Origin of the sequence: Cobetia sp. 1CM21F (genome assembly GCF_023161745.1) — a bacterium.
In the GTDB taxonomy this organism is placed as follows: Bacteria; Pseudomonadota; Gammaproteobacteria; order Pseudomonadales; family Halomonadaceae; genus Cobetia; species Cobetia amphilecti.
The window spans coordinates 397,298-418,613 of record NZ_JALNTQ010000001.1 but is presented as its reverse complement, the minus strand read 5'-3'; the positions used below and the strand labels follow the sequence as shown (position 1 = coordinate 418,613).

Below are 21,316 nucleotides of genomic sequence, written 5' to 3'. Positions count from 1 at the left end.
GCATTCCTGTGCAGAGACATCAGAGCGGAGAGCACCACGCGCAGCGCGCTGGCCTCATATGCTCACCGGTATAGCGCAGCGCTTCTTCGACAACAAGGGCCTGGCTGCAACATCCGACTGACAGGCACGCTTCAAAAAAGACGCCGCCGCCACACCCGATCAGAGGGCGTGGCGGCGTCGTCTGTGGCGACAGAACTCCGCTACGGGCGGAATTCAGGCCGTGATGGCATCAGGCGGCACGGCCGTTGCGCACCATGGCGTGGGGATCGATGACGAATTTCTTGGCAGCGCCGCCATCGAAGTCAGCATAGCCCTGCGGCGCTTCTTCCAGACTGATGACCTGCACATTGACCGCATCGGCGATATTGACGCGCCCGAACAGGATCGCCTGCATCAGCGGACGGTGATACTTCATCACCGGACACTGGCCCGTGTGCAGCGAGTGGGACTTGGCCCAGCCCAGCCCGAAGCGCATCGACAGCGCCCCGACCTTGGCGGCCTCATCCTCGGCGCCCGGGTCTTCGGTGACATAAAGCCCAGGAATGCCGATCTGGCCGCCGGCACGCGTCAGCGCCATTGCCGAGTTGAGCACCGTGGCCGGCTGCTCGCGGCCGTGGTCACAACCACAGCCATGCGCCTCGAAGCCGACGCAATCGACGAAGCAATCCACTTCGCGCTCGCCGAGAATCACCTCGACCTTGTCTTCCATCGAGCCTTCCTGACGCAGATCGATGGTCTCGCAGCCGAAGCTCTCGGCCTGCTGCAAACGCTCGGGGATCATGTCGCCGACGATGACACAGGCCGCCCCCAGCAGCTGGGCGGACACGGCCGCCGCCAGCCCGACCGGCCCGGCGCCCGCGATATACACAGTGGAGCCCGGCCCGACACCCGCGGTCACACAGCCGTGGAAGCCGGTGGGGAAGATATCGGACAGCAGCGTCAGATCACGGATCTTCTCCATCGCCTGGTCGGCATCCGGGAACTTGAGCAGGTTGAAGTCGGCATAGGGCACCATGACGTAATCTGTCTGACCGCCAGTCCAGCCGCCCATGTCGACATAGCCGTAGGCCGCGCCGGGACGCGCCGGATTGACGTTCAGACAGATCCCCGTCTTGCCTTCCTTGCAGTTGCGGCAGCGGCCGCAGGCAATGTTGAAGGGGACCGAGACGATGTCACCGACCTTGATGAATTCCACATCGCGCCCGGCCTCGACGACCAGACCGGTGATCTCGTGGCCCAGTACCAGACCCTGAGGCGCCGTGGTGCGGCCACGCACCATGTGCTGATCACTGCCGCAGATATTGGTCGAGACGACCTTGAGAATGACCCCGTGTTCACACTTGCGATTTCCCAGCGCCAGGGTCGGATAGTCCAGTGATTCGACACTCACCTTCCCCGCTCCCTGGTATACGACTCCGCGATTGGCATTGGCTGACATGACGTGCTCCTGGCTGGCATGGGGTTTGGCAGGTGGCCGGCGACAGGCAGACAAGCTGGCTTGCGCTGCCCGTCACTTCTCCTGCATCGGCCACCAGCCCCCGGTCGGTGGCGTCCAACCGGTAGGGCTTATGCAGACTAGGTCAGTTGTCACAGGTTGGCTGTCCAGATGAGGCATCGACATGCCTAAATGAGACAGTTCACGACCAAAGTGTCACTTCGGTTGCCCGCAAGCCCACTCGCCAGTGCCCTCGCGCCTCTGCTGTTGGCGGCAGGCGACAGTCAGCGTCGATGCATCTCGACACTTGAAGCACGCGCCCATACCCCCCAGTACTGATGTCAGCGTCATCTTGACGACAGACATTGCGACCCGAGCCCGCTTACGGCGGCTCTGGAAGACAGCTCTGAAAGACACTTCAAGGAGAGATCATGACCCTGACATCCAACGCCCTGCGCAATTCCTGCATGACCCTGGCCATCGTCGGTTCCGCCTTCATCGCCGGTTGCGGCAACACCAGCGTGATCGAGAAGCAGGACACGCGCTACGAAGTCAGCGCCGTCGATGAAGACCGCGATGATGCCATCGCACAGGTCAAGGAACGCGCGCTCGAGGTGTGTGAAGAGCAGGACCGCGACAAGTACGATGTGCTCGACTCGCGCGTCTTCGGCCCGCACGACGCTACCGCCAAGGCCGCCGATGGCAATGACCAGCTGGAAGGTGGCACCGTCAATGAAGACACCGAAATGGCTGCCGCCACCCATGAAGGCGAAGGCTACAAGGTCGTCTGGACCGTGCGCTGCCGCTGAGGCGTTCCCCCGTCAGGTAGCGTGACCTGACAGCGCGCTCGAACGCGAAAGCGAAAGTCGCAACGACGGCGAAAGCGAAAGCGCAGCATCCGTCAGAAAGCCGCCCCCAGGGGCGGCTTTCTTGCGTTCCGACACCAGGCGATAACCCAGGGAAACCGGCATTGCGGCACTTGAGTTCCGAGGGCGCAACCATCGGTTGCCCCACAAATCAGTCAATTGCGTCACCGCATTAGACGACTCTTGACTATGCTGAGACGAAAGCTGTCCCAGCGCTGCCCCTGATCGCCATGTGGAACTGGTGAAGAGAGAGCCCCCGCCGCCCGGGTGGCACGACAGTGGCGACTCGGACGCTGACCCTGCAACCTCGCTGCATGCACCTCGCAGCATGAAGCTCGCGCATTGCCATGCGAGACGTTCGACAGCCCTATCGCCCGAGGGCTGTCGATCACTGCCATACGCCATGACGAACCCATCAGGACTCTCTGCGCCCGCGCGCCGTCAAGGAGGCTTTTCCATGAGTATCGAACAACGCCTGGCCCCCGTTGCACTCCCCGACACCCGTCATCGACGCACCGTCGAACATCTGCTGGCAGGTTCCGGCGTCAGGCTCAATGGGCCTGATCCCTGGGACATTCGCGTTCGCCATCCGGACCTCTTCCGGCGGGTACTGCAGCAAGGCAGCCTGGGACTGGGCGAGGCTTATATGGAAGGCTGGTGGGACTGTGAGCAGATCGACGAGATGATCTGTCGCCTGCTGCGACATGGCCTGGGCAGCCGCGCCCACACCACCAGCGAGCGCATCGCCTATCGCCTGCAGGCCGGGGTGATCAACCTGCAGAGCCGCCGCCGCGCCGGCGTGGTCGGCAAGGTGCATTATGACTTCGGCAATGACCTCTTCACGCGCATGCTGGATGACACCCTGTGCTACAGCTGCGGCTACTGGAAAGACCTGCCGGTGAGTGCGGAGAACCTGGGCAAGGCGCAACAGGCCAAGCTGGATCTGGTGTGTCGCAAGCTGGGGCTGGCGCCCGGCATGCGCCTGCTGGATATCGGCTGTGGCTGGGGGAGCCTTGCCGCCTACGCCGCGCGCCATTACGGCGTGGAGGTCGTCGGCATCACCATCTCCGCCGAGCAGGCCGCGCTGGCGCGCGAGCATTGCGCAGGGCTACCGGTGGAAATACTGCTCAAGGACTATCGCGACCCTGACTTCCGGCGCACGGTGGGCAGCTTTGATGCCATCGCCTCGATTGGCATGTTCGAACACGTCGGCCACAAGAACTACGCCACCTACTTTGCCCATGCCGCGCACCTGCTGCGTCCCGGCGGACGCTTCGTGCTGCATACCATCGGATCCAACCAGAGTGATATCTCGGCCGACCCCTGGGTCAACCGCTATATCTTCCCCAATGGCGTGCTGCCCAGCGCCAGCCAGCTGGTACGCGCCAGCGAAGCGCATCTGGTGATGGAGGACTGGCACAATTTCGGCGCCGACTACGACCCGACATTGATGGCGTGGCGCGCCAATCTCGACCAGCACTGGCATGAGCTGGCCGATACCTATTCACCGCGCGACAAGCGCATGTTCGAGTACTATCTCGGCGCCTGCGCAGGCGCCTTCCGCGCCCGCCAGCTGCAGCTGTGGCAGGTGGTGTTCACCCACGGCACCGCAGGGCGCTACGACGCGCCACGCTGATTTGCCGCTCGCGGGGCGCTGGCAGTCTCGACCAGCGACGACTGCCTCAAGCGGCGGGGCGAATCAGACGCGTCGCCGCGAAACGATTGAGCAGCGCATGCATCAGGTAGATCAGCAGCATCGCGCTGCAGACAGCGACCAGCGCCGAAAGCGCTGATCGGATGTCACCCCTGACGACTCCGCTGATATTCAGCCTGGGAGCGCGCGATGCTGGCACTGGCATTGTCTTCAAACTGGAGCAGAGTGCGGGCGAAGGCATTGAGCGCTTCGTCATCGAAGCCGACGTACAGCTCGGCACGCACTCGCTCGATGCGCTCCGTCAACTGGGTCAGGCACTGGCGGCCTTGCTCGGTGAACCACAGGCAACGCGCCCGCTTGTCGGTCTCGTGCGGCACGCGCGCGATCAGCTGCTGAGCCTCGAGCTGGTTGAGGGTGCGCGTCAGCGACGGCATCTCGATGCCCAGCTCGCTGGCCAGCATCTGTTGGGTACAGCCCTCGCCGAGCTTTTCCAGATGGACCATAACCGTCCAGCGCGATTCCGTCATGTCCAGGCTACGCACCGCGCTGGTGATGGCGGTGCGCCATAGACGGTGGACCCGGCCGACCTGGCCACCCAGCGAGGGCTTGATCTGCTCGTGAAACGGGATTTCCTGTGTCGAATCCGTCCCCGGAGAATGTGCGTTCATGTATCATCTCTCGACATGAAGGCTCCCATGACACTCCCCCTCATCGGTACTGAGCGGAAGACCCACGAGAGCCTTGATTGGTGCGGCGTCAGGGCGGCTGTTGCCGCCGATATCAGACGCCATCTATATTAGCTTGCTAACAATATGGGGGATCATACCCTTTATTAGCGAGCAAAACAATTCACCAATTCCGATATTCAAACACGCATTTAAGCGCCTCTCCGTCTCTGTCTTCTTGCCTGTCTTCTTCCCCTTCTCCTCTTTCTCCTTTTGCGGCTCGTCTGCTTTCCTCTCGCCCTGCTGCCTCTTCTCTCCCGCCATCACCAGCGCCGCCGGTCATTCCTGCGCGATGCCGTGACGCTTGAGCTTGTTGGCGATGGTGGTATGCGAGACCCCCAGACGCTTGGCCAGCAATCGGCTGGACGGATACTCGGGGTAGAGATGCGCCAGGATGCGCCGTTCGACCTCGTCATGAATATCGCCCAGGCTGCCGGTCAGGTCGATGTTGTCCAGCCCCTCATCACGCGCCTCGCCGGTCAGGCGCAGATGCTGCGCCTCGATCACCTCGCCATCGCACAGCGAGACGGCCTGGAACAGCACGTTCTCCAACTGACGCACGTTGCCCGGCCAGTGATAGCCCTGCAGGCGCGCCATGGCCTCGGGCGAGATATCCCGCACGCGAGCGCCGATCTGGCGCACCGCCCGCTCGAGGAAATGCCGCGCCAGCTCCTCGAGCCCATCCAGACATTCCCTGAGCGGCGGAATCTGCACACACAGCACATTGAGGCGATGGAAGAGATCGTGGCGGAAGCGCCCTTCGCTGCACAGTGCCGGCAGGTCCTGTTGAGTGGCGCAGATCACGCGCACATCGAGGAAGGTCTCCTCATCGCTGCCGACACGTCGGAAACCGCCGTCCTGCAAAAAGCGCAGCAGCTTGACCTGCATGCGCGGACTCATCTCGCCGACCTCATCCAGGAAGATGGTGCCGCCGCTGGTCAGCTCCAGCAGGCCCAGCTTGCCCTCCGGCCGTGCGCCCTCGAAGGCGCCCGGGGCGTAACCGAACAGCTCCGTCTCGGCCATCGACTCCGGCAGCCCCGCGCAATTGAGCGCCATGAAGGGGGCCTGGCCGCGGGGGCTAGCCAGGTGGCAGGCCCGCGCCAGCAGCTCCTTGCCGGTGCCGGTCTCGCCCTCGATCAAGAGCGGCGCATCCAGCGGTGCCATGCGGCGAGCCTCCTTGACCACCGCCGACAGCTGACGGCTCGCCTGGAATATCGCTTCGAAGCCGCGCACCTCGGTGCGCTGGATCTGATAGATACGCGAGCCCAGGCGGTCTGCACGATGCAGGGTGACCACGGCGCCCGCCAGCGAGGCGACATCCTCATTCTCGGTGTGCAGTGGCGCGATATCGGCGAGGAAGGTCTCCTCCCCCACCCGCAGGCGCAGGCCATTGACGCGGGCATTGTTGCGCCGGATCAGTTCCGGCAGGTCGACATCCTGGACATGACGCGTCAGCGCCAGCCCCGGCACCTCATCGATGCGCACTCCGAGCAACTTGCCCGCCGCGCGATTGGCCGCCACCACGCGCCCATCCATGTCGATGGACATCACCGGGTCTGACAGCGATGACAGCAGTGCATTGAGCTCCAGATGGCGTCGCTCGGTGGGCATCAGACTGACACGACTGACCTTGAAGACCCCGGGAATCTCCTCGAGGGTCGGCTTCAGGGTCGAGAGCTGCATGCGCAGCATGTTGGGCACATGCAGATAGATAGAGTTGTTGGCCTCCCCACCGACCTCACCGCGCAGCACGTTGAGGCCGTAATCGGCAAAGGGGGCCAGGATATCGCGCAGAATCCCGATTCGATTCTGGCAGGTCAGTTTGAGGCGCATGGCGTTCTCGGCATTGTCGTTGGAATTCTTGTTGGCATTGTCATCGAAATGGTGTCGCCGGCCTGGCGGCGCCGCTCGAGTGACGGACGGCTTGGCGACGGGCGGCTGAGTGACGTTAACGTAAGCGTTATCAAAAACGTCGTAAAGCATTCCTTACAAAAGACGGCGACACAGCAGTGCATGAGCGCCCGAATGGCACTGAATGCGCCCGATTACCGCTCCAGTGTCACAATTATGTGACAAGATACGCGCCAACGCAGCGTTATCTGCGGCGCAGAGCCACGCCTGACCACTGGTCAACGCCACCCGACAAGGCCTAGCGTTGTCATCGACATGCAAGGACTGGCATGTACGCCATAATGACAACACGGCAGCCTGCTCGGCAGCGCCGCCATCTGGTTGGGGAGGATGCATGAACGCACCGCAGGGTCGTCATTGGCCACAGACATCCCAGGAAGCTCAGCCCGGCTCGCAAACCAAGGCCAAGGGCACCCGCTACGTGGCCCATGAGCCGGATGCCCGGGGCCGGATCCATTACAGCGATCAGGAAAACGCCACCTGGCAGACATTGATGGCGCGCCAGATGGCGCTGGTCGAGGGGCGTGTCTGTCGCGAGTATCGGCAAGGGCTCGAGCGCCTTGCCCTGCCAGAGGACCGCATCCCCCAGCTTGGCGAGATCGATCGTGTCCTCGAGGCCGCCACCGGCTGGCGAACCGCTCGCGTGCCGGCCTTGATCCCCTTCACGCGCTTCTTCGAGTTGCTCGCCGAGCGGCGCTTCCCGGTCGCCACCTTCATCCGCTCCCCGCAAGAACTCGACTACCTGCAGGAGCCGGACATCTTCCACGAGATCTTCGGCCACTGCCCGATGCTCACCCACCCCGCCTTCGCCGAGTTCACCGCCACCTACGGACGCCTCGGTCTCGCCGCCAGCAAGGAAGAGCGCGTCTATCTGGCCCGCCTCTACTGGATGACGGTGGAATTCGGCATGCTGCGCGAGACTCAACCCGATGGCAGTCGCGCCCTGCGCCTCTACGGCGGCGGCATCATCTCCTCGCCGCGCGAGACCCGCTACGCCCTGGGTGAGCTTGCGGACAGTCTCGAGCGCCCCGCGCATCTGCCCTTCGATGCCGTCGAGGCACTGCGCACCCCGTATCGCATCGACATCCTGCAGCCGCTCTACTATGTCCTTGAGTCACTGGACGATCTGCATGAGCTCGCCAGTCGCGACATCATGGCGCTGGTCCACGAGGCGATGGCTCTCGGCCTCAAGACGCCGCGCTTCCCACCACGTTGATCGCACAGACGCTGATCGCACCGACGCCCTTGCCCCAAGGGGTACGCCTTTTCACCAGCCCCCTCTTTCCTCAAGCCGGAGAATAGTGACATGACCGAACTCGCCAGACAGTCCTGTGAAGCCTGCAGCTTCGATGCGCCCAAGGTCAGCGATAGCGACATCGAGACGCTCAAGACCGCCATTCCCGAGTGGCAGTTGCTCAATCGCGATGGCATCATGCAACTGGAACGGTGCTTCACGTTCCGCAACTTCAAGCAGGCACTGGCATTCACCAATCGCGTAGGCGAGATTGCCGAGGAAGTCGGGCACCACCCGGCACTTCTCACCGAGTGGGGCAAGGTCACCGTGACCTGGTGGTCCCACGAGATGAAGGGTCTGCACAAGAACGATTTCATCATGGCCGCCAGAACCGACGAGGTAGCGAAATAAGATGTTCGAGCAGATTGCGCGTGTACCCGGGGATGCCATCCTCGGCCTGATCGAAGCCTTCAACAAGGACACCAACCCGCAGAAGGTCGACCTCGGCGTGGGCGTCTATCGCGATGCCAACGGCAATACGCCGGTCATGCGTGCGGTCAAGCAGGCCGAGAGCCGCCTGGTCGAGAACGAGGCCACCAAGACCTACATCGGTTCTCACGGTGACCCGCGCTTCGGCAAGGTCGTACTGCCGATGGTGCTGGGCGCCGAGTCGCCGGTGCTGGCCGCCAATCGCGCCAGCGCCACCCAGGCACCCGGCGGTACCGGTGCCCTGCGTCTGGCCGCGGACTTCATCGCCAGCAACCTCAAGGGCCGTGATATCTGGCTGTCCACCCCGACCTGGCCGAACCACCTGGGCATCTTCGACGCCGCAGGCGTCACGCGCCACAGCTACCCGTATGTCGACGAGAACAACCGCCTCGACTTCGACGGCATGCTGACGACGCTCAAGACCATCCCGGAAGGTGACGTGGTACTGCTGCACGCCTGCTGCCACAACCCGACCGGTTTCGATCTGAGCCGCGAGCAGTGGGACCAGGTGCTGGAAGTCGTCCAGGCGCGCAAGCTGCTGCCGCTGATCGACTTCGCCTACCAGGGCTTCGGTGACGGCCTGGAAGAAGACGCCTACGGCGTGCGCCTGCTGGCCGAGAATGTCGATGAAGCCATCATCACCAGCTCCTGCTCCAAGAACTTCGGCATCTACTGCGAGCGCACCGGTTGCCTGATCCTGATCGCAAAGGACGAGGAGAGCATGCTCGACGTGCGCTCCCAGGCCGCGATCACCGCGCGCGAAAACTACTCCAATCCGCCGGCTCATGGCGGTGCGGTGGTCATCGACATCCTCGAGGACGACACCCTGCGCGGCGAGTGGCAAAGCGAGCTGACCGAGATGCGTGAGCGCATCAACGGCCTGCGTCGTGACTTCGTCGAGGCGCTCAAGCCGTATGGTCTGGACGAGCAGTTCGCCTTCATCGCCGAGCAGCGTGGCATGTTCTCCTACACCGGCCTTTCGCCGGAACAGGTCGATCGCCTGCGTGACGAGTTCGGCATCTACATGGTGCGCTCCGGGCGTGCCAACGTGGCCGGCTTCTCCACCGAGAACCTGCCCTACGTGGCCAAGGCCATCGCGACCGTCGTCAAGGGCTGAGCCCGAGCGAGCGCTGTCGTGAAAGACAAGAAAAACCCCGCCAATCGGCGGGGTTTTTCTTGAATGGTCGGTTGTCCGGCCTGTTGCCTGATCTGCTCTCTACTCTGAGGCAAGGCTTCAGCCAGGCGCCTGCGCCTGCGCCTGCGCCATCAGCCTTCCTCGTCCGCCAGCGGCAAGCGGGCAAGACTCGCCGCCACCTCCTCTTCGAGCAGGCTGATCAGCAAGGCCTGTACCGCGTGCAGCGACTCCCCTTCCTCGGCCGTCGGCAACTGCCACTTGAGCTCCAGATAGCGCTCGCTGCGCATCGAGAGCGGCAGGCCGATCAGGTCGCCTCTGGCATCCTCGAGCACCTGCAGCGCCGACAACGCATCAATGATGGTGGCGGCACTGCCCGCGCGCGCCAGACGCCCGGCGCTGGCCGGCGTAGCGACTTCCAGCAGACTCGCCGGCGTCACGCGCTCACGCTTGAGCAGTCCACGAATCAAGCGCCCCTGACTGCTGGTTTCCGGCAGATCCACGAAGGGGCGTTCATTGAGACGTGCAAGGGTCAGCGGCTTGTCCAGCAGCGGCCAGCGTGAGGGCCACAGCAGCATCAAGGGCAGCTTCAGCGCGGGCGGTGCCTCGGCTTGCGCCTCGTCACTGGCCTCTTCACTTTTCCCACTGCGGGAAGCGGTCCCTTCGGCATTGTGCGCATCATCCTCGACGTCAAACGGCAGCTCCGGCGTATCCCCCAACTCGGGCATGGCAGCCTTGGCGGCGGGCTTTGCCTCATCGTCATCGCCTTCGATGAGAGTCGTCTCCTCGCGCGCGCGCTGACGCAGGCTGGCCTTGAGCTCGCGGGCGCGTGCCGCCGCCGTCTTGGCACGCTTGCCGCCCTGGGGCTCCGGCGGTGCTTCCAGGCTCACCGCCATCGCGACCCGCCCCTCGCGGATGGCGAGATCATGCTGTGACACCTCGAGCACTTCCAGGCTGGGCAGCCACTCACTCAAGGCTTCACTGGCCGCGATGCGCGTCAGCCAACCGGCACTGAAGGCCTCCAGACCAGGTGTGACCGCCAGCACGAGACGCGGACGCTTGCCGCTGCCCGGCCCGAAGGCCAGTCGCCTGAGCTCGGATTGAGCACTGAACATCCGGGCGAGTGATGGCGTCAGGCGCTCGGCTTCCGGGGTCGGCACCAGCTTGCCACCCTCGCGCAGAAACAACGAATATCCCAGCGTCTGCTCGAGTTGTGCCAAGCCCCGCGAGACCACCGGCACGCTGATCCCCAGTTGTGCGGCACCGCCTTTCATCGAGCCACACTCGATCACCGCCCACAGCATTTCCAGCTGACGCAGCCGTATGCCGGGTTCACGGGTGCCTGTGTCTGACTGCGCCATGGTATTGCTCCTTGAAGGGTTCGTCCGCGATGCTCCGAGAGTCAGCGCTGGGCGCTGGCTTATTTAGCCTTACGCTAATCATGCTGGCGCCAAATGTCACGCTCAAGCTGCCTAGAGGACGTCACGCCCCCCCCTGAAACGACACTCCCCCCGCTGATGAATCAGCGAGGGGAGTGAGAGACAAGGCATCGATTCACGCCAGTCGTTCGTTCAGACCGGCCACTGGTTCAGAGCGGCCAGTCGATCAGACCGACAATCGACGAGCGATCAGGAGAGTGCCAGTACACCTTCTGCTTCAAACAGCACGCCCTTGGGCAGCTCCTTGACGCCGACGGCCGCACGCGCCGGATACGGCTGGCTGAAGTACTGCTCCATCAGCGTGTTGACCACGGCGAAGTTGCTGAGGTCGGTCAGGAACAGATTGACCTTGACCAGCTGATCCAGGCTGCCACCGGAGGCTTCACACACCGCCTTGAGATTGCGGAACACCTGGTCTGCCTGGGCTTCAAAACCGCCTTCCACCACTTCCATGGTCGCCGGGTCCAGCGGGACCTGGCCGGACAGGAACACCAGATTACCCGTGCGCACCGCCTGGGAATACGGGCCGATGGCAGCCGGTGCGGACTCGGTAGAGATAATCTGCTTGGTCATGCGCAATTCCTTGTTCAATCAGTTGACGGAGAGACACTCGAAAAAAGACGACTACACGGCAGTACGCACTGCCTGGCAGACCCTGGCGCAGCCACTGACACTGTCACAGATACAGACACAGACACTGCGCCGAGCATCAGGCAGCGTAGCGACCAAGACTGAGACCGTTGGGGTCGATGGTGGGCTTGCGACCATCCACCAGGTCCGCCAACAGACTCGCACTGCCGCAGCTCATGGTCCAGCCCAGGGTGCCGTGCCCGGTGTTCAACCACAGATTGTCGTACTTGGTGCCACCGATGATCGGCGTGGAATCCGGCGTCATCGGACGCAGGCCGGCCCAGAATTCCGCCCGCGCATAGTCACCGGCTTCCGGGAATACATCACGCACCACCATGTTGATGGTCGCACGGCGCTTCTCGATCAAGGAAAGATCGAACGAGGCCAGCTCGGCGGTGCCACCGACTCGGATACGGTCATCGAAGCGCGTCAGCGCGACCTTGAAGGTCTCGTCCATCACGGTGGACTGCGGCGCGGCATCGGCATTGATGATCGGCACGGTCAGGCTGTAGCCCTTGACCGGATAGATCGGCAGGTCCAGATCCAGATCACGCGCCAGGAACGGCGAGTAGCTGCCCAGACACATCACATAGCTGTCTGCGCTCATCTCGCCACGGTCGGTGATGACCTTCTCGATGCGGCTGCCGCTGCGCTGGATGCGCTGAATGGTGGTATTGAAGACGAAATTGACGCCCAAGGTGTCACGGCAGTAATCCGCCAGCCGGTTGGTGAACAGATGGCAATCGCCGGTCTGGTCATCCGGCAGGTGCAGGCCGGCGATGAACTTGCCCGGTACCCGGGTGAGAGCGGGCTCCACCGTGGCACAGGCGTCGGCGTCCAGCAGCTGGTGGCGCACGCCACAGCCCGCCAGCACCTTCATGTCGCTCTGCACGGCATCGACCTGCGCCTGGGTACGAAACAGCTGCAACAGCCCCTTCTGACGGTCTTCGTAACGCAGTCCGGTCTCTTCGCGCAGGGCGTTGATGCAGGCGCGGCTGTACTCGGAGACCCGCACCATGCGCTCCTTGTTGACGGCATAGCGGTCGGCGTTGCAGTTGGCGAACATCTTGACCATGAACTTGGCCATCTGCGGGTCCATGCGCGGCTGGATCTTCAGCGGCGCATGCTCCTGGAACATCCACTTGACGGCTTTCTGCGGAATGCCCGGCGCCGCCCACGGCGAGGAGAAGCCGAAGGAGACCTGACCGGCGTTGCCATAGCTGGTTTCCATCGCCGGGCTGGCCTGACGGTCGACGACCGTGACCTCATGCCCCTGACGCGCCAGATAATAGGCACTGGTGACACCGACGACGCCGCTACCGAGTACAAGAATCTTCATGTTGGCCTACCCCATGACTGCAAGCCGCGCCCCACGGCAAATGACGGGCGTATTCGCGCACTCGGCAGCGAATAAAGATGATGAAGGCCAACACCGGTCGACAAGGCGACTCACAGTGGCTTGGCCTGAATGCATCCAGTATAGAGGCGCAAACCACGGTTAATATTCTGTTATGAGACTCTATATCAGAAAATAAGCAGGTAAATTTCGTGTCATGGCAGTGATAAAAAACAAAAAAGCGGCCATTTTTGGAATGGCCGCTTTCGGTGCTTCTCAGCGGGACTGCTGACGGGGCTTCTGGCAAGGTCTACTGACAGAGTCTCCCGTAGGGTCTTCCGGGCAGAATCTTCTGAATAGCGCCTGACATCTCAAGGGAGCGCTCGTGCTGGACGCCATGAGGGCCCGGGCGATCAGGTCGTCGCGACATAGGCATGGCGACGCACTGACTTGCCGCGGTCGCCCAGGGCCTGACGATAGACGCGCCATGCCACCACACCCGCCAGCAGGTTGCCGATCGCCGAGCCGATGGCGACACCGCGCAGCCCGTCCAGATGTGCCCCCAACCATACCGCCGGCATGAAGCAGATGAAGAGACGCACGAAGGATAACGCCGTGGCACGCAGCGGCCACCCCAGCGCGTTGGCAGCCGACACGACCAGCATGCAGATGCCGAGGAAGGAGTAGCTGGGCAACATCCACGGCAGCAGGACCGCCAGCGCCGCCGAGACCTCGTCACTGCCCACCAGCACATAGGCCAGCGGGGTCGCCAGCACGGCCGCGATGATGCCCAGCACCAGCTGCCAGATCACCACCACGCGGGCGGCCAGGTTCATCAGGCGGCGAATTTCCTGCCAACGGCCGGCGCCATAACAGCGCCCCAGCCACGGCGGCAACGACATGGTCAGGGCCAGCACCACGATCAGCGAGAAGGTTTCCAGGCGTGAGGCGATCCCCCAGGCGGCCACCTCCGTCTGGCCCAGTCCCGCGACGATGGCGGTGACCAGCATCGCGGAGAGTGCCGGCATCATCTGGCACAGAATCGCGGGTATCGCGATTCCCGCCAGCTGGCGGCGTGAGGCCTGCCATTCGGCCCACAGGCCGCGATATTCCATCCAGTCGCGGCGCGAGAGCTTGAATGCCGTGATGGCAAGCCCGGCCCCGAAGGAGAGTACGGTCGCCCAGGCAGCGCCCGCCAGACCGAAGCCGGGCAGCGGCCCCGCGCCGAAGATCAGCAGCGGGTCCAGCACCAGGTTGAAGACACTGGTCAGCAGCATCATCTCGCCCGGCAGACGCGTGTCGCCGTGGGCGCGGAACAGGCTGTAGAGCACATAGGCCATGGCCCCCAGCCAGCTGGCGATCAGAGATGGGCCCCAATAGACCTCGATCAGCGTCATTTCAGTGGCATTGGCACCCAGCAACTCGAAGGCCGGCACCCTGATGACCCACAACAGCAGCATCAGCAGTGCCATCAACACACCGGACCCCAGCAGCACCACACCGCCCAGACGCCGGGCACGCGCCTCATCCTCGGCGCCCAAGGTACGCGAGACGATCGCGGCGATCGCGATGCCCATGCCGACCTGCACCCCGATGATCAGAAAGGTCAGCGGGAAGGTGAAGGATTGCGCGGCCAGTGGCGCGGTGCCCAGGTGCGAGACGAAGGCGGCATCGACCAGGTTGAAGCCCAGCAATCCCATGATGCCGAGTGTCATCGGCAAGGTGCTGCGCCACAGGCGTGACATCAGCTCACGCGTCGTCGGCGTTTCCGACGTTGGCGGGGTCGATGTTGCAGAGGCGTCGGTGGACATAGAAGAAGACATGAACTCACTCCCAGCATGTCGAGCATGGCTGGTTGGATGGAGGTAAAGGCGTCGGAACACTTCCGTGACGCTGGAGGGATGATTCTAGGGATTTCGCCAGACCCCAGATAGGCTCAGTGGGACATGTCTTTGATGCATTGTCGGCAACAGGAAGAGCGAGAAACGCGTTGATGCGTGGTATTAGAGGAAACAGTGACCGTGATAAACTTACCTTGTCAGGGATTTCCGTCACCTGGATTCGTGATGATGACCCATGCAATGTCACCGATTATCGACTGCTACCGAAGTTGGACCGTCGCTTTATATGCACTGACTGCCTCACGGATGGCTGGCAGAGTGTTCCCCTCCCCATGGCATCACGAGAGGTCAGACCGTGGATAAAGCATCCCGTTTGTTGCTGTTTCTCGATGTAGTAGAAGCACAGAGTTTTTCCAAGGCGGCTGACCATCGTCAGGTCAACCGCTCGGTGGTCTCCAAGCAGATCAGCCGTCTGGAAGAAGAACTGCAGATTCGCCTGTTCAATCGCTCGACTCGCTCGCTGGCCCTGACGGATGCGGGGCGCGAGATCCATCAGCACGCACTGCGTCTGCGTGAAGTGCTGGAAGATACCGACGATGTGGCCGGCGCCTATCAGGATGGCCCGCGCGGCATCCTGAAGATCACCAGCCCGAGCCACTTCGGGCGCACCTACGTCGCCCAGGCCGTGCGTCTGTACATGGAGCGCTACCCGGATACCCAGGTGGAAGTGCGCCTGGAAGACCACCTGACCGACCTGATCGGCGGCGGTTATGACCTGGCCATTCGCATGTCGGAGCTGGAAGACTCCAACCTGATCGCGCGGCCGCTGGCTGCACACCGTCACCTGATCTGCGCCTCGCCGGCCTTCATCGAGCGGCACGGCATGCCCCAGACCCCCGCCGATCTGTCTGGCCTGCCGGCAGCGGTGTATTCCCGCGATGGCTTCATTCTCGATCGCCTGCGCGTCTGCACCGAGAGCGGTGTCGAGGAAAAGGTGGCGCTGGATTCGCGCCTCAAGGTCAATGATGCCGACGTGCTGATCGGTGCCATCAAGTCGGGTGCCTGCTATGGCATGGTGTCCGCGATCAACATCAAGGACGAGATCCTGAACGGCGAGCTGGTGCCGCTGTTGACCAACGTGCCGATGAAGCCACTGCCTTCGATCCACCTGGTCTACCCGCACCGCCAGTACCTGCCGCAGAAGACGCGTCGCTTCAGCGATTGCCTGCAGGAGGTCGTCGGTACGCCGCCCGTCTGGGAGCAGCGCATTCCGGGCTTCGAGAACATGTACGGCTACGGTAGCGGTTGCAGCGAATGAGACGTCGCCACGGCTCTCGAGCCTGAACGCACGCCGTCACCTCCCACGGCCACTGCAAGACCCGAATGCCCAGCATGAAAATGCCCGCCATGCAGAGTCACTGCGTGGCGGGCGTTTTCATTTCAGGCCCCTTCATTGCAAGCGCCTTTCACTTCAGCGCCCTTAATCAAGCTCCCAACAAGAGAAACACTCAGGGGCAGGGATGGATCGACGGCTTGCGCTTGAGCCACCCGACCAGCTCCGGCAGGCGCTTGGGCCGCGCATAGCGGAAACCCTGCACCAGATGACAACCCATCTCGACCAGCAGGCGCTCCTGCTCTGCGGTCTCGACGCCCTCCGCCAGCACCTCCATGCCCAGACTGTCGGCCAGCGAGATCGCGTGGGAGACGATGGCGCGGTCGCGGGCATCATGATCAAGGCTACCTACGAAGCGCTGATCGACCTTGAGGCGGCAAGCACGCAGGTCGCGCACGTAGAGCAGTGACGCGAAGCCGGTGCCGAAATCATCGATCGCCAGGCGCACGCCGCGTTCGATCAGGCCGGTGAGTCGCTCCACGACGCGATCGAGATCCGGCACGCGTGAGGATTCGGTGATCTCAAGCTCCAGGCGTTCCGGCGCGAAGTCATGACGCGCCAGAGCCTCCGAGACGCGCTCGGGGAAGCCGGGGTCACGAAACTCCTGAGCCGAGACATTGATCGCCACCGACAATGGCTTGCCGTTCGGCGTCACCAGGTCACGCGTCGCCGAGAGGGCCGTGTCCATCACCCGCGCGCCGACGGTACCGATCAAGCCGTACTGCTCCGCCAGCGGGATGAAGCGACCCGGCCCGATGGTGCCAAGCTCGGGGTGGTCCCAGCGCACCAGCACCTCGACGCCGACGGCCTCGCCACTGGCGAGGTCGAACTGGGGCTGGAAGGCGAGATCCAGCTCTTCGAGATGCTCGCGCAGGTCACTGGTCAGGCGATAGTCGTTGAGGTGCTGCATGTGCGCGCCGGGCGAGAACACGTGCAGGGGGCCGCAGACATCGATGTCATCGTATTCCCCGTGCAACATGGCGAGTTCGGCCAGATGCATCAGGCGATGGGCACGCCGTGCATGCTGCGGCGCCAGACTGATGCCGACCCGCGCCGTGACCGGCAGGGCCTTGCCATCCAGTCGCATCAGCATCACCAGCCGTTCGCACAGCTCGTTGGCTCGCACGATCAGGCTGGCCTCATCCCCGACGAAGAACAGCGCGAAGGCATTGCCCAACGGGCGGCAGACCAGGGCGTCGCGATACTGCAGGGACATGGCTTCTGCCACCCGCTCCAGCAGCGGATCGATACGCTCGGCACCGTGCGCCGAGTTGATGATTTCCAGGTGGGTCAGTGACAGATAGATGATGCCGCCATCGATGCTGCCGTCGACGCTTTCTTCCAGCAGCAGTTCATCGATCTGGGCATTGAAGCGATCGCGCGACAGCAGGTTGATGGGCTGCAGACGGCGCAGGGCGATCAAGACCTTGTCATCCACCCCGGCCGCACGGGCCTCCGCCAGCCCCGAGAACGGCGCCTTGAGGCGGACTCGCCGCTCGCTGACCGGCTCGAGACGCGGCCGCTCGGTGCCGAACAGCTCCTGCCAGCCACAGGTGTTGGCCACCAGACACTCGGCATCGAAGATCGCCATGCGCCACGGCAGATTGGCCTTCTGCACCAGCAGCCATTCTCCCAGCTCGCCGGTAATGCCCATCAACCAGAAACCGGGCTGGCCGCTGATGCCACAAGGCTCCGGCTGCTTGGGCAGCGGGGATGGCAGCTCCGGCACCCTGTCTTCCTGTCGAGCGCGCGGCGACGTCCAGGCGAGTTGGCCGAAGCGGTCATGAATCCACAACGGCTCTTCGATGGACGACAGCAATTTGATCAAGATATCGAGAGGCACGCTCACTCCACCTGCAGTCATAAGGAAAATGGCTTGATGCCCCGCAAGGGCCGCCTTGTCGCCAGTGATGCTGGCCATTGGCTGGCGCAACGCGGATAACACCGCCGGGACATGACACGTCATTCACGCTTCCGGCTGTTCTCGCGCTTATCTGCTTACACCTGCTTTCATTGTCGCCGCTGGCTGCCGCAAGGCCCGGGCCGCATGGCTAATGCGGCAAGGCCCGGGCGCCCATGCTACTCCTCCTATGGACATCACCAGGCACCAGACTGCTGCACTTTGTCTCTTCTGATCGCCCTTTTGAGCACACACTTGAACGCCAGCGCCTCCCCGTCTCGCCTGTCACTTGACGCTGCACCAGGCGCCATTGCGAGAGCCGCTCCCGGAGCCATTCGGCAAGTCACTCAGCCGGCTCCTCGACCTGCCCCTCAACCCGTCATTCCGAAATTCGTGCTGTCAGGGAAAGCACTAGGTGGACAAGCGTGCAGCACGCAGACGACTCTCTCTACGCTTCGCTAATACTCCGAGTCTATGCCAGCCTGTGGTGCGGGTACCAAGGCTATTTTCTCGCCGACTCAACGCTTGGCTGCCATGGCCGCTTCCGAACCTGGCGACAGGCGGCGTATCCGCGGCCCGCACCAGTGCACGAGTGGCGTCAAGGCGTGTGGAAGAGTAGGATAGGCGCCCGTTTCGCCCGGACCGGATCCCGGGCGCCGAATCCATCGGTCAAAGAAATTCTCCGTCATGACTCTCAACGTCCAGAATTCCGCTGTCTCCGCTTCTGCCTCCTCTGCAGAGCGCCCCCGCGCCGTCGTCATCTACTCCGGTGGCATGGACTCCTACACTGTCCTGCACCAGGCGCTGAAGGAAGGCTTCGAGGTACATGCCCTCTCCTTCCATTATGGCCAACGTCACTCGCGTGAGCTCGACGTCGCACGCCAGGTCTGCGAGTCGCTGGGCGTCGCCCACGAAGTCGTCGACATTCGCGCCATCCATGGCCTGATCGACAACTCCGCACTGACCAACAGTGACCAGGCGATGCCCAAGGCCGACTACGACGAGGCCTCCATGACCTCGACCGTGGTGCCCAACCGCAACATGATCCTGCTGTCACTGGCCATCGCCAAGGCCGTCAACATCGAGGCCGAGGTCTGCTTCTATGGTGCCCACGGTGGCGATCACGTGCTCTACCCGGATTGCCGTCCGGAGTTCGTCGACAAGATGAACGCCGTCGCCGCGATCGCCAACTTCTCCCCAGTCGAGATTCGCGCGCCCTTCCTGCACGCGAGCAAGGACGAGATTCTGGCCGCCGGCATCGCCATGCAGCTCGATTATGCCCAGACCTGGACCTGCTACGAAGGCCGCGAACTGGCCTGCGGGGAATGCGGCAGCTGCCGTGAGCGTCTCGAGGCCTTCGCCGCCCATGGGCTGAGCGATCCGCTCGGTTACGAAACGACCGACTCGGCCAAGGACGCAGGCACTCTCTGATGTATACGGTAAAGGAAGCGTTCTACACCCTGCAGGGCGAAGGTGCTCGCGCAGGGCGCGCCAGCGTGTTCTGCCGCTTTGCCGGCTGCAATCTGTGGAGTGGCCGCGAGCAGGACCGCGACACCTCGGTCTGCCGCTTCTGCGACACCGATTTCGTCGGCACCAACGGCCAGAATGGCGGCAAGTTCCGCACCGCAAACGCGCTGGCGGACTTTTTGGCCAGCCTGTGGCCGGAGCACACCGGCATCGCCACGCCCTATGTGGTCTTCACCGGCGGTGAGCCGCTGTTGCAGCTCGACAGTGAGCTGGTGGACGCGATGCACGCCCGCGGCTTCGAGATCGCGGTGGAGACCAACGGCACCGTCGAGCCGCCTGCCGGCATCGACTGGCTATGTGTGAGCCCCAAGGGCGCCAGCGAGCTGGTCCTCACCGGCGGCGATGAGCTCAAGCTCGTCTACCCGCAGCCGGAGGCCCTGCCGGAGCGCTTCGTCAGCCTGGACTTCGCGCACTTCTATCTGCAGCCACTGGATACCGCCGCCCTCGACGCCCTGCCCGCGCCTGCCGCAGCCCGCGAGCATTACCGCGAGGTGCTGGCGTCCGACACGCCGATGAACCAGTGCGTCAGCTACTGCATGCGCAATCCCCAGTGGCAGCTCTCGCTGCAGACTCACAAGATCAGTGGTATCGATTGATGACCGCAATGACTCCCAAGACCCTGTTCGTCAGGGCCCTCACCGCGGTGGATGCCTCGGTGTGGAGCAATACCCGCGGCCTGTACGGCATCAGCCAGCATCTGGATCTGGAGCTGGACGGCGCCGTCGGCCATGACGGCATGCTGTTCGACTTCGGCGACGTCAAGCCGTGGGCCAAGCGCATGATCGATCAGGACGCCGATCACACCCTGATCGTGCCCAGCCAGGCCGAAGGCGTGAGCGTCACGGACTGCCCGGAAGGACTGTGCCTGCGCTTCACCCAGCCCTACGCCATGGAAGTGCGCGGCCCGCGTCAGGCCTTCTGCCTGCTGCCGGTGGCCGAGGTCACCACCGAGGTACTGGCCAACCACTTCGAGAAGCTGCTGACTCGCCGTCTGCCGCCGCGCGTCGAGGCGCTGCGCGTGCGTCTGCGAGACGAGATCATCGACGGTGCCGCCTACACCTACAGCCATGGCCTGCGCCATCACAGCGGCAACTGCCAGCGTATCGCGCATGGGCATCGCTCGCCGCTGATCATCGAGCGCAATGGCGTGCGGGACACGGCGCTGGAAGCCGAGTGGGCCGAGAAACTCAACGACCGCTACCTGGCCGAGGAAGGCGATCTGATCGACCGCCCGGGACGTGAGCTGGTATTTAGCTATGAAGCGCCGCAGGGCAGGTTCCGCATCCGCCTGCCGCGCAAGCAGGTCTGGCTGCTGCCGACACCGACCACCATCGAGTGGATCGCCGACTGGCTGGCGCGCCAGATCGCCCTCGACAGCGGTGACAGCATCCGCGTCGAAGCCTACGAGGGCATCAACAAGGGCGCCATCGCGCGCCATACCCCACAGACGGCGCGTGAGCCGCTCGTCCTCCCCGAGCACGAAGACACGACCGCTACCTCATGACGCAGACTGCCGCCCCTTCTGCAGAAGCTGCCGCTCCCGGCTGTCGTGCCGGTTGCGGCGGCTGCTGCATCGCCCCCTCGATCTCGAGCCCGATTCCCGGCATGCCGAATGGCAAGCCGGCGGGGGTGCGCTGCGTGCAGCTGGATGACGACAACCTGTGCAAGCTGTTCGGCACGCCGCAGCGCCCGGCGGTGTGCGGCGACTTCGATTTCGATCACGAGCTGTGTGGCGATTCCCGCGAAGAGGCCCTGCGCCTGATCGGCGAGTGGGAGCGCCTGACGTGAAAGGCGCGCCCTGAGG

The 21,316-nt window shown here is 63.5% G+C and carries 18 protein-coding genes; 10 read left to right on the top strand and 8 right to left on the bottom strand.

Annotation, left to right across the window (positions count from 1 at the left end):
- Nucleotides 1-229 precede the first annotated feature (229 nt).
- Nucleotides 230-1,438 carry a formaldehyde dehydrogenase, glutathione-independent gene (fdhA, locus tag MSG32_RS01720; protein ID WP_054555477.1) on the bottom strand — a complete coding sequence of 403 codons (1,209 nt, stop codon included), beginning with the start codon at nucleotides 1,436-1,438 and terminating at the stop codon, nucleotides 230-232.
- 428 nt (nucleotides 1,439-1,866) lie between these two features.
- Here fdhA and MSG32_RS01715 point away from each other — a divergent pair, with 428 nt between their 5' ends.
- Both MSG32_RS01715 and cfa read left to right on the top strand, forming a co-directional pair.
- Nucleotides 1,867-2,244, top strand: coding sequence for a hypothetical protein (locus MSG32_RS01715; protein ID WP_175088637.1), 378 nt, complete (start codon nucleotides 1,867-1,869; stop codon nucleotides 2,242-2,244).
- A 514-nt stretch (nucleotides 2,245-2,758) separates the two neighbouring features.
- On the top strand, nucleotides 2,759-3,937 hold the full coding sequence (gene cfa, locus MSG32_RS01710) for a cyclopropane fatty acyl phospholipid synthase (protein ID WP_192837591.1): 1,179 nt from the start codon (nucleotides 2,759-2,761) through the stop codon (nucleotides 3,935-3,937).
- 164 nt (nucleotides 3,938-4,101) lie between these two features.
- Here the strand turns inward: cfa and MSG32_RS01705 are convergent, their stop codons facing one another.
- Together MSG32_RS01705 and MSG32_RS01700 are read right to left on the bottom strand one after the other, a co-directional pair.
- Nucleotides 4,102-4,623, bottom strand: coding sequence for a MarR family transcriptional regulator (locus MSG32_RS01705; protein ID WP_052384225.1), 522 nt, complete (start codon nucleotides 4,621-4,623; stop codon nucleotides 4,102-4,104).
- 336 nt (nucleotides 4,624-4,959) lie between these two features.
- The gene (locus MSG32_RS01700) at nucleotides 4,960-6,513 is read right to left on the bottom strand and encodes a sigma-54-dependent transcriptional regulator (RefSeq protein WP_043331281.1); all 1,554 of its coding nucleotides are present in this window, start codon (nucleotides 6,511-6,513) and stop codon (nucleotides 4,960-4,962) included.
- A 412-nt stretch (nucleotides 6,514-6,925) separates the two neighbouring features.
- Between MSG32_RS01700 and phhA the strand changes: the two genes are divergently transcribed.
- From phhA to MSG32_RS01685, 3 genes are all read left to right on the top strand, one after another.
- Complete coding sequence (gene phhA / locus MSG32_RS01695; RefSeq protein ID WP_248377185.1) at nucleotides 6,926-7,807, top strand: phenylalanine 4-monooxygenase; 882 nt, start codon at nucleotides 6,926-6,928, stop codon at nucleotides 7,805-7,807.
- Between the two features lie 90 nt (nucleotides 7,808-7,897).
- On the top strand, nucleotides 7,898-8,236 hold the full coding sequence (locus MSG32_RS01690; protein ID WP_054555480.1) for a 4a-hydroxytetrahydrobiopterin dehydratase: 339 nt from the start codon (nucleotides 7,898-7,900) through the stop codon (nucleotides 8,234-8,236).
- A 1-nt stretch (nucleotide 8,237) separates the two neighbouring features.
- Complete coding sequence (locus tag MSG32_RS01685; RefSeq protein WP_248377183.1) at nucleotides 8,238-9,431, top strand: amino acid aminotransferase; 1,194 nt, start codon at nucleotides 8,238-8,240, stop codon at nucleotides 9,429-9,431.
- 149 nt (nucleotides 9,432-9,580) lie between these two features.
- Here the strand turns inward: MSG32_RS01685 and MSG32_RS01680 are convergent, their stop codons facing one another.
- The 4 genes from MSG32_RS01680 to MSG32_RS01665 all read right to left on the bottom strand — a co-directional run bounded on the left by MSG32_RS01680 (nucleotide 9,581) and on the right by MSG32_RS01665 (nucleotide 14,596).
- Nucleotides 9,581-10,807 (bottom strand): LysR family transcriptional regulator, encoded by a 1,227-nt coding sequence (locus tag MSG32_RS01680; protein ID WP_248377181.1) that lies wholly within the window; start codon nucleotides 10,805-10,807, stop codon nucleotides 9,581-9,583.
- Nucleotides 10,808-11,074: 267 nt separating this feature from the next.
- Entirely contained in the window at nucleotides 11,075-11,458 is a 384-nt protein-coding gene (locus MSG32_RS01675; RefSeq protein ID WP_248377179.1) for a RidA family protein, read from the bottom strand.
- A gap of 136 nt (nucleotides 11,459-11,594) precedes the next feature.
- Nucleotides 11,595-12,854, bottom strand: coding sequence for a D-amino acid dehydrogenase (locus MSG32_RS01670; RefSeq protein WP_248377177.1), 1,260 nt, complete (start codon nucleotides 12,852-12,854; stop codon nucleotides 11,595-11,597).
- Nucleotides 12,855-13,264: 410 nt separating this feature from the next.
- Nucleotides 13,265-14,596 (bottom strand): MATE family efflux transporter, encoded by a 1,332-nt coding sequence (locus MSG32_RS01665; RefSeq protein ID WP_215824600.1) that lies wholly within the window; start codon nucleotides 14,594-14,596, stop codon nucleotides 13,265-13,267.
- A gap of 451 nt (nucleotides 14,597-15,047) precedes the next feature.
- Here MSG32_RS01665 and MSG32_RS01660 point away from each other — a divergent pair, with 451 nt between their 5' ends.
- Nucleotides 15,048-16,010, top strand: a complete 963-nt coding sequence (locus tag MSG32_RS01660; protein WP_043331288.1) for a LysR family transcriptional regulator — start codon at nucleotides 15,048-15,050, stop codon at nucleotides 16,008-16,010.
- Nucleotides 16,011-16,200: 190 nt separating this feature from the next.
- Here MSG32_RS01660 and MSG32_RS01655 read toward each other — a convergent pair whose 3' ends face one another.
- Nucleotides 16,201-17,928, bottom strand: coding sequence for a GGDEF domain-containing phosphodiesterase (locus tag MSG32_RS01655; RefSeq protein WP_248377175.1), 1,728 nt, complete (start codon nucleotides 17,926-17,928; stop codon nucleotides 16,201-16,203).
- Nucleotides 17,929-18,672: 744 nt separating this feature from the next.
- On the opposite strand from MSG32_RS01655, the gene queC reads away from it, so the two are divergent.
- Genes queC through MSG32_RS01635 form a run of 4 tightly spaced genes read left to right on the top strand, consistent with a single transcriptional unit; the run spans nucleotide 18,673 to nucleotide 21,300 of the window.
- Nucleotides 18,673-19,416 carry a 7-cyano-7-deazaguanine synthase QueC gene (queC, locus tag MSG32_RS01650; protein ID WP_248377173.1) on the top strand — a complete coding sequence of 248 codons (744 nt, stop codon included), beginning with the start codon at nucleotides 18,673-18,675 and terminating at the stop codon, nucleotides 19,414-19,416.
- The gene (gene queE, locus MSG32_RS01645; protein WP_107336280.1) at nucleotides 19,416-20,108 is read left to right on the top strand and encodes a 7-carboxy-7-deazaguanine synthase; all 693 of its coding nucleotides are present in this window, start codon (nucleotides 19,416-19,418) and stop codon (nucleotides 20,106-20,108) included. The genes queC and queE overlap by 1 nt, the downstream gene beginning before the upstream one ends.
- 8 nt (nucleotides 20,109-20,116) lie before the next feature.
- Nucleotides 20,117-21,016, top strand: a complete 900-nt coding sequence (locus MSG32_RS01640) for a 6-carboxytetrahydropterin synthase (protein ID WP_248377171.1) — start codon at nucleotides 20,117-20,119, stop codon at nucleotides 21,014-21,016.
- Entirely contained in the window at nucleotides 21,013-21,300 is a 288-nt protein-coding gene (locus MSG32_RS01635; protein ID WP_054555488.1) for a YkgJ family cysteine cluster protein, read from the top strand. The genes MSG32_RS01640 and MSG32_RS01635 overlap by 4 nt, the downstream gene beginning before the upstream one ends.
- Nucleotides 21,301-21,316: the final 16 nt, after the last annotated feature.